Source organism: Fulvivirga imtechensis AK7 (assembly GCF_000331535.1).
Lineage (GTDB): Bacteria > Bacteroidota > Bacteroidia > Cytophagales > Cyclobacteriaceae > Fulvivirga > Fulvivirga imtechensis.
This window is the reverse complement of record NZ_AMZN01000044.1, coordinates 58,939-70,726: the sequence shown is the minus strand read 5'-3', so window position 1 is coordinate 70,726 and position 11,788 is coordinate 58,939. Positions and strand designations below refer to the sequence as shown.

General features: G+C 42.9%; 12 protein-coding genes. 3 read left to right on the top strand and 9 right to left on the bottom strand.

Annotated elements, in window-relative coordinates:
- Position 1: 1 nt before the first annotated feature.
- The 6 genes from C900_RS12815 to C900_RS12790 form a co-directional block, all read right to left on the bottom strand.
- Positions 2-484: a GyrI-like domain-containing protein gene (locus tag C900_RS12815; RefSeq protein ID WP_009580353.1), complete on the bottom strand. Its 483-nt coding sequence runs from the start codon at positions 482-484 to the stop codon at positions 2-4.
- A 2-nt stretch (positions 485-486) separates the two neighbouring features.
- Entirely contained in the window at positions 487-1,062 is a 576-nt protein-coding gene (locus C900_RS12810; RefSeq protein WP_040496705.1) for a pentapeptide repeat-containing protein, read from the bottom strand.
- A 384-nt stretch (positions 1,063-1,446) separates the two neighbouring features.
- Positions 1,447-2,355, bottom strand: a complete 909-nt coding sequence (locus C900_RS12805) for an AraC family transcriptional regulator (RefSeq protein ID WP_009580351.1) — start codon at positions 2,353-2,355, stop codon at positions 1,447-1,449.
- 129 nt (positions 2,356-2,484) lie between these two features.
- On the bottom strand, positions 2,485-2,928 hold the full coding sequence (locus C900_RS12800; RefSeq protein WP_009580350.1) for an SRPBCC family protein: 444 nt from the start codon (positions 2,926-2,928) through the stop codon (positions 2,485-2,487).
- Between the two features lie 19 nt (positions 2,929-2,947).
- Entirely contained in the window at positions 2,948-3,343 is a 396-nt protein-coding gene (locus C900_RS12795) for a DoxX family protein (RefSeq protein ID WP_009580349.1), read from the bottom strand.
- Positions 3,344-3,404: 61 nt separating this feature from the next.
- Entirely contained in the window at positions 3,405-3,815 is a 411-nt protein-coding gene (locus tag C900_RS12790) for a VOC family protein (RefSeq protein WP_040496703.1), read from the bottom strand.
- A 321-nt stretch (positions 3,816-4,136) separates the two neighbouring features.
- Here C900_RS12790 and C900_RS12785 point away from each other — a divergent pair, with 321 nt between their 5' ends.
- Positions 4,137-5,120, top strand: a complete 984-nt coding sequence (locus C900_RS12785) for a GlxA family transcriptional regulator (protein ID WP_040496727.1) — start codon at positions 4,137-4,139, stop codon at positions 5,118-5,120.
- A 22-nt stretch (positions 5,121-5,142) separates the two neighbouring features.
- On the opposite strand, the gene C900_RS12780 is transcribed toward C900_RS12785, so the two are convergent.
- Positions 5,143-5,574, bottom strand: coding sequence for a hypothetical protein (locus C900_RS12780; RefSeq protein ID WP_009580346.1), 432 nt, complete (start codon positions 5,572-5,574; stop codon positions 5,143-5,145).
- A gap of 229 nt (positions 5,575-5,803) precedes the next feature.
- On the opposite strand from C900_RS12780, the gene C900_RS12775 reads away from it, so the two are divergent.
- Together C900_RS12775 and C900_RS12770 are read left to right on the top strand one after the other, a co-directional pair.
- Positions 5,804-6,307 carry an RNA polymerase sigma factor gene (locus C900_RS12775; protein WP_009580345.1) on the top strand — a complete coding sequence of 168 codons (504 nt, stop codon included), beginning with the start codon at positions 5,804-5,806 and terminating at the stop codon, positions 6,305-6,307.
- Positions 6,308-6,311: 4 nt separating this feature from the next.
- On the top strand, positions 6,312-6,962 hold the full coding sequence (locus tag C900_RS12770) for a hypothetical protein (protein ID WP_009580344.1): 651 nt from the start codon (positions 6,312-6,314) through the stop codon (positions 6,960-6,962).
- A gap of 60 nt (positions 6,963-7,022) precedes the next feature.
- Here C900_RS12770 and C900_RS12765 read toward each other — a convergent pair whose 3' ends face one another.
- Entirely contained in the window at positions 7,023-9,056 is a 2,034-nt protein-coding gene (locus C900_RS12765) for an nSTAND1 domain-containing NTPase (protein WP_009580343.1), read from the bottom strand.
- Positions 9,043-11,772, bottom strand: coding sequence for a hypothetical protein (locus tag C900_RS12760; protein ID WP_009580342.1), 2,730 nt, complete (start codon positions 11,770-11,772; stop codon positions 9,043-9,045). Before C900_RS12760 ends, C900_RS12765 begins: the two co-directional genes overlap by 14 nt.
- Positions 11,773-11,788: the final 16 nt, after the last annotated feature.

The window sequence follows — 11,788 nt, the reverse complement described above, 5'->3', positions numbered from 1 at the left end:
CTCATCGCTTCCTTATGGGTATCCACACCTCTTCCTCTGACTCAGGATCGTTAGGATCGTATTTTTCATCTAACAATTCGAAATGCTCTCTTTGATCCAGCTCATATGCTGATGCAGGTAGCCACTGGCCAAAAATATATTGCCAGGTAGCAGCAAAATCTCTGGCCCGCCCTTTATAGGTGAATACAGCGTACAGACCTCCTTGTAAAGTGTAAGCCTGCAGGCAGTCAGGGATCTTATCAAAATTACTCACTTCTATGGCTGCCCATTTGGTAAACGCTGTTTGTGGGTTGAAGTCGCTAAAGGAGAGCGACTTGTCATACACCTGCATGGAGTAAAAATAAGTGCCTGCCTTGTTTTTAATAAGTTTTCTCACCGGCATGAAGCTGCTCCACAACTCTACGGTTTTATCTTTTGCCAGAGACATTTGAGCTGATATACCCACGAGCTTTCTTTCTGACAACATTTCAATGCGCGGCTCCATATTTACAGGTCAATTTTGATGTCATACTTACTTAGCAGACCAACAACTGCAGGCATTGAAAATTTAGCTCCTTTGATGCGGTTTAATTCGGGGTCCAGCACATAATTAGAGGCTGTCCTCAGGTCTGCTTTTTCAAGATTAGTGCTTTCAAAAGTTGCATTTAGCAGGTCACAGTCATTAAAAACGGCATTTGAAAGCTCTGCTTGCGCAAAATCCACCTCTTGCAGACTACACCGATGGAATGCTATACCTTTTAACTTCAACTTGTAGAATGAAGCCAGGTGAAGGTAACAGTCGCTAAACTTGAGCGAGAGCAAAAAGCTGTTACAGTTATCAAACCGGACTCCAAGTAGCTTACAACCGTCAAAGACAACTTCTTTAAAGGCGGTATTATCTACTATAGCCATACTTAAGTCACAGTTTTCAAATTCACACGCTACAAAATTAATTGCAGACAGATCTGAATTGGAAAAGGTGCAATTGACGAATGTGCAATTTTCGTAATCGCCTTTGGGCAGGGGGATCTCTGTATAGTCAACTCCCTGGAAATTTTCACTATCGATAAAAACTCTGTTCATATATTAGTCTTGAGTACTGAGTATTGAGTCTTGAAATAGCTTGAAGACCGAAGCCGGAAGTCCGAAGTGCATTAGTGCAGCACGACTTAATGCGAATTGACTCTCCCTGCCCACTTCAATTTTCCAACTGCCTACTATTCATCCCTGTGCCAGCCCCGGTCAATGCTATTAAGTTAAGAAAAATCTCTTCTAAGAAGCACGGTCATCTCGCCTGTCTCGAGCTTGCCCTCGGGGACCCCAAGGGAGAGATTTATGCATCTTTAAAGCAGTTTCTTGTACATAGATCCCTCCTTGGAAGCCTCGGGATGACATCCTTAACTTAATAACATTGCGGCCCCGGTACCAGGGGCCTGTACCCATAGCCATCTGAGCTTAGCCTTATGATCATTTCATGGCACTTTTTACCGGCTCTATCGGCACATACACTTCGAGTTCGGATTTAGGGTGATCAGGGCCAAAAAATCTTTCTCCATATCTTTGAAAAGCTTCTCTCTTGCCGGGCTCATAGCCTGACGCCGGAAACCAGGTACTATAAATATAGTCCAGCGACATTTGAAAGCCACGCACACCGCCTCTATGAATAAACCGGGCGTATTTCCCTCCTGCCAGGGTATGAGATTTCATTCCCGGGGGAACATTATGGAAATCTCTTACTTCTACAGTGGCCCAGTCTTCAAATGGCATATCTTCCGTCAGGTCTCCAATCTCCATATCCGCGTTGTAACGCTGAAAACCATACCTTCCTGTCTGCTTGTTACTCTTAATTTCATGTATCCGGCTCATGAATTTCGACCATAACTCAGGGATGCGATTATTGTTCAGGGATGTTTCGATGGACATCCCAATCAGGCTTTTCGCCTGCATGTCTATGACCTCAGCTTCCCGTGAAATATTGGTTTTCAAATGGTTAAGTCGTTTTTCAGATAGTTCGTTTTGCCGAAAGGCTATTTGATCGATACCTTTTTTCCGATATTGACCGGGTGTTGTTTTATAAACAGCCTTGAAGGAACGGGTGTAAGCTTCCTGGGAGTCGAATTGATAGTCGAGGGCTATGGAGAGTATCGGTTGGTTAGTGCTAATCAATACATCAGCCGACCGGGTGATCCTCCTTTTTCTGACATAGCTACCGACTGTCTCACCAGTGACCGTTGAGAAAATGCGAAGGAAGTGGTATTTGGAGAAAGAAGCCTGTTCAGCGATTCGCTCAAGTGTGAGTCTTGCTGTCAGGTTGTCTTCAATAAACCTGACAGCTTTTTCAACTCTTTGCTCGTATTCGTTCTTTAACAATTCCACCGCACAAAAATATACCTCCGCAGCAGACTATTTTTGATATTTATTGCTAAATGTTGTTTTAGCCTCAAAGTAAAAGGCTGTTGCTGGTGAAAAACACCAACAACAGGTAGTTTCCTCTCACTGGCACTTTTACCGCTCAGCCAGTTCCTTGACTTTTTTGAGCGCCTTTTGCCATGTGTCATTGAAATGCTCTGCATATTCAGGGGTGATATCCTGCGCGATCGCCAGATGGGTACCCCCAGGCTGCTCTGTGACGTAATAAGTCTCCGTCAACCCTTTCCATTTCGCAGCTTCCGGGTGATCTCTGTTTTCTTTGCCTTTGACCAGTACATTCAGGTGTTCGAATGATATAGTGTCATTGGGTTTATGAACAAGCACCCTGCTTACCAGACCATCCCCTTCCGGGCCTTTAAAATACACTCTGCTGCCTTCATCCCAGCCGCCTTCGGCATAAGATCCAGGGTGAAATACAGAAGTCCATAGGCGATAGGTTTCATCCTGTAGCAGCACATCCCACACTTTTTGTTTTGGAGCTGCTATATCTATTGATAATTTTAATGTCTGTTTTTTCATATCTGTACTGTTTAATCATTTAAGCTGTCATCTGCTTCAGCGCTATGCTCTTTTGATCTTTGATTTTGTGATAATACTGGTATGATAATATCATTATTCCGAAGATGATCAGCGGAAAAATAGTTTGAATACCAAGACCATCCACCACCCAATGTCCGACAAAAGCAGATATAAAGGTGATACTAAACCCGGCATATGCCCACTCCTTAACACGTGCCGGCACCATAGGAAGTATCAGCGCCAGCCCTCCCAGAACTTTAAACACTGTGAGCTGTATCCTGAAATAATCGGGATATCCGAGATGCCTGATTCCTTCCACAGCCAACTCAGTATGTGATGTCAATGCGGGCATCACCGCTTCGAACAGGAAGATGATCCCTGTTGCAATCCAATAAATTGTTTTTTCTTTACGCATGATCTTATTTATTTTTTTTGTTAATGTTCAATTTTATGTCGACCCCGCATGACACAGTTTTTTAATATTCGCCATATTTCAGAAGCCAATGATTTCCGTATCGATCAATCAACTCTCCGAAAAGCGTACCCCACATCGTGTTTTCTATAGGATAGGTTTTTTGCCCTCCGACTGATAACCTGTCGTAGTAGGATCGCATTTCCTGCTCGCTGCTACACTGTATCAATACCGACACCGCATTGCCCCTGATCAACCCCTCATCACCTACCATATCTGTGGCCATGAGTATGAGGTTTCCCTTTTGCAAGGAAGAATGCAGTATACACTCTCGCATATCCTGCGGCAGCTTATCAGCCATAGGCGAGTCTTCTATTTTCTGCAGATAAAGCTCTCCACCGAGGCACTCCTGATAAAAGCTCATTGCCTCGCTGCAGTTGCCGTTAAATGTTAGATATGTTATAAGCTGCGTCATTTAATTCCCCTTGATCAACAAAACAAAGTTAAAGGGATGCCGTAAGAGATAAAGGGTGTGAAAACGCCAGTTTAGGGGGTTGTTGGCGTCACTTCAAATCATTACTTTTATAACATGAAATGGCCATAAGTCATGAGTACTTAGTTGAGAGAATTGAGTACGGAGTAACAAAAAGCCTGCTTTACTAAGCCTGGAGGGACTAGTAAAGCTATCCTGACAATGAACAGTGAAAAACACCCAACACTGATCAATAAGGCAGGAGAGCAAAAGAACGGCAAAATGAGATACCCGGTCTTAATACTAATATCTCAATACTATAATATGAAAAATGTATCTGTTCTGGTTCCTGAGTTGGCGGTAATGGAGGCGATAGCCGATCCTCGTTACTTATTTACCGCAACAAATCAATTTCTACAGGCAGCAGGAAAGCCTCCACTCTTCGAAGTGCAACTTGTCGGACTATCCAGGGAAGTGCGGCTTGATGGCGGCCTTTATTCCGTACATGTGGACAAGCTTCTTCATGAAGTTCAGAAAACCGATCTCATTGTGATCCCCGCATTGTTTGGAGACATGAAGCTGGCAGTAGAAAAGAACCGGGATGCTATCCCCTGGATAACCAGTCATCACAACCGTGGGGCTGAAGTAGCCTCACTTTGTGTCGGCGCATTTTTATTGGCCTCCACTGGCTTGCTGGATGGGAAACAATGCTCTACCCACTGGGCTTTTGCCAACGAATTCAGAAGCATGTTTCCAGAAGTACAGGTGGCAGACGGAAGTATCATCACAGAACAGCAGGGACTATATTCGAGTGGTGGAGCCAACTCCTACTGGAATCTGCTGCTGTACCTTGTCGAGAAATACACTGATCGCGATACGGCCATTCTGGCTTCTAAGTATTTCGCCATTGATATCGACCGAGATAGTCAGGCCCCCTTTATGATGTTCAATGGCCAGAAAGGGCACAATGATGAGGACGTGAAAAGGGCACAGCAGTTTATAGAGGATAACTATCAGGAAAAAATAACCGTAGATCAGCTATCGGATATGCTGGCGGTAAGCAGAAGAAGCTTTGAAAGAAGGTTTAAAAAGGCCACTAATAACACTATTTCAGAGTACATCCAGAGAATAAAAATAGAAGCTGCCAAACGTAGTTTTGAAATGAGCCGTAAAAATATCACTGAGGTAATGTTCGATGTAGGCTATACTGATAACAAGGCTTTTCGTTCTGTTTTTAAAAAGATCACCGGCCTTACACCTTTGGAATACAGAAACAAGTACTATAAGGAACAGATGCCTGCCCTATAAATACAGTATCAATGCACAGAGCCTATTCACCAAGCACATAGCTTAACGCATCATTCGGGTCCGAACAAATCTTAGCGGGCCGGCCTGTCATTTTGATAATGGTATTCAAATAGTACTTCTTAAAAGGAGATGCATCCGACACCACGCCTGTTTTATTAATACCCAGCCGCTGTGCTTCCGGAGATACGTGCTTTTCAAAATACTTTCTGGCATCTACAGGTACGACACCTTGTTTTCTGATATCGGAAAAGAATCCTATCACCTGATTTTTTCGCCCGAACTCAAGTAGGCGATCAAAAAAATCCATGTATTGCTCTTTGGTAAAAATACCGTCCCACACCACGCCCACAACCTTCAATGACCTGGAATAGTAAGCCCTGGCATATTTTTCCTCTATAATAATGTTTCCCTCATTGATCAGTTTTTCAATAGTGGCTGATTTGGTTTCTTCCATGATAATTCAAAAAATATTTAATCAATCAATATAAGCATATTGACTTAAAAATTTAAAAGATAATGGTTAGAAAATTTTGCGTTTAAACATGAATATCTACAGTACATACCAATTTTAAACGGCAGCTCAGCATCAGCTTTGAAAAGATTTTTCACGTTAGTGTGATTATTTCCATCAACCTGCGAATAATAGTGTGTAAATATATTTATTTAGCTATTGCCGGTTGCATATGGATTCACTAGATAAAGACAAAGCATTTGTAGATCTGATTGAACGGAACAAAGGGATCATCTATAAAGTGGCTAACTCATACTGTACAGATACTGAAGAAAGAAAGGACCTCGTGCAGGAGATGATCATACAACTATGGAGATCCTTTGCTAACTATGATAGCCAATATAAGATATCTACCTGGATGTACCGCATCGCTTTGAATGTGGCAATATCTTATTACAGAAAAGAAAGGAAAACACCTTCATCGCCAATCACATCAACTATCATTAACATACCAGCCGGAGAAGAGCAGAGTGAACGGGAGGAAAATATAAAATGGCTGTATCATTTTATTAATGAATTAGATGAATTAAACAGAGCCCTCATGCTACTATACCTGGATGACAGCAGTTATAAAGAAATGGCAGAAGTATTGGGCATTTCAGAGACCAATGTAGCCACCAAGATCGGGCGCATTAAGAAAAAGTTAAAGCAGCAATTTTCACTAATAAACGAATAATATTATGAATGAACTGGAATTAAAAAGTGTGTGGAAAACGTATGATCAGAAGCTAAACCGGCTGTTGGAAATCAATTATCAACAGCTAAAGACCCTACAAAGCGAAAGAGCGGGATCAATTATACGCTCGTTTATGAAAGGGCATGTTGTTGTTATGCTTTTGGGCATAGCATGGGTTATTTTCCTGGGATTTCTCGTTTTTAACATCCGCGGCAATATTTATTTCACCATTTCAGCAGGCCTGATCATCCTTTTCAATGTTTTTGCCGTGATCGCGTATCTGCAACATCTGGCAATTCTGGGAAGCATTGATATAGCAGAAAGTATCATCAAAACACAACAAAAGCTGGCCAGGGTAAATACATCTTATATTAATGTCGGGAGAATACTACTATTACAAACACCATTCTACTGCACATGGTGGTACAGTCAGGAACTAATTACCAACGCTAGTCCTTTGTTTTGGGTTATTCAGGTAGCTATAGTGGCAGCGCTGACCGCATTCGCTATTTATTTGTTTATTAAGCTTTCTCCCCACAGCAGTACCGACCATTGGGCCAAACGGACAGATAAATTTTTTGGTGCTGAAAAATTGCAGAAAGCCATTACCTTTCTTAACAAAATTGAGGAGTTTAAGAAAGAAAATGACAGTTAGCTTCCGGGAGCAAGCCGAGGCTGTGAAAAAGTCCCTATCACAGCCCGTATCCTCCTAACATTATTTTTGCAAAGCGTCACATTTATAATTGATGGAAGTCAGATTTACCCATTGATCTCCACAATGAAATCGCAGCGTTTCGCAGAAATTGGTAAAAAAAGTTCGGTGCACTGCAACAGCGCTGTCTTCATTGACCTCGTCCATATTATTCCAGTTCTGGCTCCAGAACATCAAAGCCGCCTCTACCCTCACTATCTGTGCTTTTAAACTTTTTTTACAAAGCGAATCTCTTTCTATCATTGACTCCGCATATTGCAGTATCTCATCCATTGACGAAACTCTGTTTTGCGATAGGCTTCTTACCTTAAATCTGAGCTGATCAATATGGGCAGAATCCATGTCTTGTAAGGCATCTATATATATCACCCGAAGTGAGTCAAGATCCTGAACATAATTTAACCTAACGCCTAACTTTTTTTCGTGCATTCTTTCATTGTAAGCCCACCCTGCCAGCGCCAAAGAGATAATACTCGCTATTATCAACACCCATCTGAACTGCTTGTCGCGTTTTACCTTTTGCTCCTGCCTTAATCGCTCTTGTCGTAGCTGGTGCTGATGATTTTGCTCGCTGGCAAACAGATACTCCACGGCATCAGTAAAATTGGGTTCATACCGTGCTGCCCATGCCTCGCCCGGATTTTCTCTTCTGTACCAGTCCAGTGCCGCTTCTAGTTCAGGATTCATGAAGAAGCCTTTCTTTCCCTGCCTGTGCAGTAAAGCAGAGTTCACAAGTCTCAGATATATATCTGCACTTTTGTTTTCCTCTTCCACCCAGCGTTTCAAGCGCGACCAACACTCTACCAACTCGATATTTCGTAAAGTGATCTTCGAATACCTGTTTACCAATGAAAACGGATTGTTGAGCAACTCGTCAAGGGAGTCAAGCCTTTCTTCAATGTCGTAACTTTCAATGACTTCGATAAGCTCCAGTTGCTCATATCCGAAATAGTTGATCACCTCTACCACCTCCTCTACGTTGCATTTGGCTATTTGACTGACATCCTCCACCACTACCGCTCTCGTTCTGCTGTTTTCACCGGATAAGGTTACACACCTGAAAAGGTAGGTACATATTCTCTTTTGCTTTTTTGTAAGTTTGGAATAGATACTCTCAGCCGTCCGTTCAATAGCCTTGTCGAGTCCTCCGGCTTTGTCATAATATTTAACACCCAGAACTTTATCCGCATTTTGAGCCTCACCAAGCCACAGGTCAACCATTGATTTGAGCACATACTGCAACTGATAATTGTTGGCTTGAAACGTACTGAAATCATGAACGATAGTGTTAATCAACTCCTGATCAGCCCTGATCCCGCTGCTGGTAAATGCATGAGCCAGCACCTTTCTCAGCAGTGTGCCATCCATTTTCGGAAGCATGTACTGGCTGTCGTTGATCATTTCGGGCAAGCCGGGGTATTGCGAGGATTCACTCAGGAAATCCGAAGACAGCGATATGACTATGTAGACGGGAAAATTGCTGCGTCTGATAAATTTGAGTATCAGGTTGATAAAGAGCAGTGTGTCTTCCGGGTTAACATATAGCTCCTGGTAAGCGAAAATATCCTCAAAGTCATCGATCACAATGAGCAAATTATGCTCTTCTTCCAGCCGGTACTTTTCAAATACCTGCAGTAACCCTTGCACATTCTCTCTCAATGCTTCTTCCAGTTGATCGGCAAAGTTGGGCTCTATTTTACCTCCTTTTAGAAATACCTTGGAGTGGGCAAGCGCCTGCGCAAGGTTTTTCAATGGGTTGGTTCCTGGTCTCAATGTGATATAATTCCACTCATTCCCTCCTTTGCCGGCAAATCCTTCCATGAGCGTTGGGATGATAGCACAGTTGACCAATGAGGCCTTTCCGCTACCAGGCTCCCCCACCAGCGTGAGAAATTTGTTGGCCCGAAGCCTCGACAGTACATCATCGGTCCGGTAGCCATAAGAGTAGTAATATTGGCACTCCTCTTTTCCATAAGGCCTCAACCCGGGAAATGGATTGACGATGCGATCGTGACCATGGTTGCTATGCTCTGCCATATTCCGATGCCGTTAAAATGTTGATCAATTTAGCAGAAAGTGAATTCAGCTTTTTCCAATCATAATTCAGGTGCTGCCTGAGCTCTAGCCACTGCTTTTGAACGGATTCAAAGTTTTTCATTCCTTCGATATCCAGCCAGATGAAGCTGGTCGAAATATGCGCCGGAATGCTTTGTCTCAGGCTATTACGGAGCAACAACCTGAATTCTTCATTTTGAAAACGCGCTATCCATGCGGGTAGGATAATGCTCATTTTAGCATTATAGAAATCCTTACTTACCTTGCGCTGTTCTACCTTCACCGCTGTGAACACCAGCTTCTTCTGATTGACAGTATTATCCTTTTCCAGCTCTTTAAAGTATTTCACGAGGTCGTCTACCTTTCTTGCTGCTCCCTCTTCGGAAGGCAATTCGCCTTTTAGCCTCGCCAGCTCCCTGTTATGCCTGTCTCTTAAAATTATGACATGCTTTCCTGATCTCACCTGCACTCTTTTATAATTAGCTTTGTCGCACCCCGCTACCAGAGCATCTTCTGCTCGTAGTTTTTGTTCCTCGTATGTGTGAGACTCTATACTATCAAATAATATGGCATCGTCTCTGTCAAGTATCTGAAAATGAAATTCATCTATGCCATAAGGCCTCAACAATATATGTTCTACCACATGAAATCCTTCACTTTTACTACTTACTTCATTAAACCAGGCCACTAGCTTTCTAATGAGTTTTTGAGCCTTCTCTGCAGAATCTGCCTCCGCCACCTTCACCGGAAATTCCTTCTTCTGAGTATAAAAAAGCACCAGGTATTTTGAATCGGAAGCGGACACAATGTGGTAATTAGACTTGCTGCCTCCCCTGAGAAGCAGGTATTCCAGGGTCTTCCTGTCCTTTACTAAAAAAGTGGCCTTACCCTGCGTTTCTTCGGCTTGTCTATAGTGAATTTCCTGACCCTGACCCATGTCAGCCCTGGCGCTACTGATGCCTCTGCTTCCCGGTTCATGAATATCTACTTTAATCTGAGAATGATGGTTGATCAATGAACGCTGACGGTGGTCTTTAATATTTAACAAGAAGCTGATGCGTCTCCTGAAAGTAGGCACATTGGCCTGATCTATTGAATTTTCGAGGTAATTGAACGCTTGCGCCCGATCCCGGCTCATGCGAACATAGTTCCTTAAAAACTCTGACTTCAACCGTATTATCTCCTGTTCCACCTCGTCTTTCGACATTTCGCCAAAGAGGTTTTTCACCTTACCGCTAACGTCAGCAGAAAAGCGTTCACCAAACCTGGCCAACAGGTGATCGAGTATCCTGTTTTTCCGGTCAAGATACTCATCAAATCCGCTCATTACTCTCAGCACGGCTTCAGGTGCAGGATCTTTCAGTAATTCTCCCAGGTCAGGGAAATCGGCCGGCAACTGGGCATAGTAAGTATGTGGATGATGATCATCTATAGAGAACAGGTTCTTCACTTTCTCCAATTGCACCAAATGGTTAGCCAATATCTGGTCAAACATTAGCAAATACCCTTTGAGTTGCCGGGCTTTAGCCTTCCTTTCCTCATTCGCATCATCGGGCAATCCATATCTACCCACACCGTAGATCCCGGGCAGTGTATTCTGTATAGATGTAAAATCTGATATCTGGCTAAAAGAAAAAGGCTTTACTGTTTTGTCAAACTGCCATTTAAACCGGGCTTCATTAGCGCTTTTATGTTTATCCAGCTTTACCTCGTAGAGGTGCCGGGCAATAGATCTGTCATACTCATATGAAATACCGCCCTTGGTTATCTCAATGGATTCCATATAACTGACATCCAGGTGGGCAAAATATCCCGGTTCTATGTTAATGGAGTTTCCGTAAACTTTAATTCCATTTTTTTTAATAGCCAGATCCTGCACATTACGAATTCCAGGGATAGAGGAGATTATTTCAGCTATTTTAGTAACATAAAATTCATCATTTTTCAGATATAGCTCGCCAGGAACAATAAAGCCATGATCGAATGATGGTGTTTCAAATATCTTTTCGATCGGCATCCCCTTTTCTGTCAGCTCTTCAAATGTATGGAATTGTACGGCTGGATTAAAATACTGATCAATATGATAAAACAGCTCTGACAATACCTCCTCACCTACAGCATCCGAGCTTATATCTATGTTAGCGTTAATGCTTACCGGCATGGGTACCAGTATTGTTACCTCATTAATGTCTTCGCATAGATTTCTGCTGGCCGCGAAAAGCCGCCTCACCTTATCTTTTACATGTTGGTAATCATCTTCGGGTACTTCATTCGAGATCTGTACTACTACATTATAGAGACCTGAAATTCCAAGTTTATTTTCTTCCACAGGTTCGAGCCAGGCATTATTTACCTCTCTGATCTTATCAATGACCAGGATCCGATAGTCAGTTAGTGTCAGCGGGCCGCACGGCAAAATCTCATTAGGCCCAAAAAGTGCATTCGAATCGGAAACTGTTTTGTAGTCGTCATCGTAAAAAAGCAGTTTTTCGATACTTATGTTGGTACGATAAGCAACATCAGTGAGCGCAAAGCAGATCTGTTCCAGGATAGTCACTCCCGGATCATGTTCATTATAGTCTGTCCATATTTTCCCGGAAAGCTGCTGCAAATAGGCAATCCCCTCCTTACGAAGTGCCTGGTAGTCCATGCTCTTCGGCAGGTTGGGGTCGCGCGCTATTGATTTTGGCTCAGCCATAAATGGAGGTCAGCTT

Excerpts from the sequence above, each read along its gene's own strand:
- C900_RS12815 (WP_009580353.1), bottom strand. The coding sequence starts at position 484 with ATGGAGCCGCGCATTGAAATGTTGTCAGAAAGAAAGCTCGTGGGTATA.
- C900_RS12810 (WP_040496705.1), bottom strand. The coding sequence starts at position 1,062 with ATGAACAGAGTTTTTATCGATAGTGAAAATTTCCAGGGAGTTGACTAT.
- C900_RS12800 (WP_009580350.1), bottom strand. The coding sequence starts at position 2,928 with ATGAAAAAACAGACATTAAAATTATCAATAGATATAGCAGCTCCAAAA.
- C900_RS12795 (WP_009580349.1), bottom strand. The coding sequence starts at position 3,343 with ATGCGTAAAGAAAAAACAATTTATTGGATTGCAACAGGGATCATCTTC.
- C900_RS12790 (WP_040496703.1), bottom strand. The coding sequence starts at position 3,815 with ATGACGCAGCTTATAACATATCTAACATTTAACGGCAACTGCAGCGAG.
- C900_RS12785 (WP_040496727.1), top strand. The coding sequence starts at position 4,137 with ATGAAAAATGTATCTGTTCTGGTTCCTGAGTTGGCGGTAATGGAGGCG.
- C900_RS12780 (WP_009580346.1), bottom strand. The coding sequence starts at position 5,574 with ATGGAAGAAACCAAATCAGCCACTATTGAAAAACTGATCAATGAGGGA.
- C900_RS12775 (WP_009580345.1), top strand. The coding sequence starts at position 5,804 with ATGGATTCACTAGATAAAGACAAAGCATTTGTAGATCTGATTGAACGG.
- C900_RS12770 (WP_009580344.1), top strand. The coding sequence starts at position 6,312 with ATGAATGAACTGGAATTAAAAAGTGTGTGGAAAACGTATGATCAGAAG.
- C900_RS12765 (WP_009580343.1), bottom strand. The coding sequence starts at position 9,056 with ATGGCAGAGCATAGCAACCATGGTCACGATCGCATCGTCAATCCATTT.
- C900_RS12760 (WP_009580342.1), bottom strand. The coding sequence starts at position 11,772 with ATGGCTGAGCCAAAATCAATAGCGCGCGACCCCAACCTGCCGAAGAGC.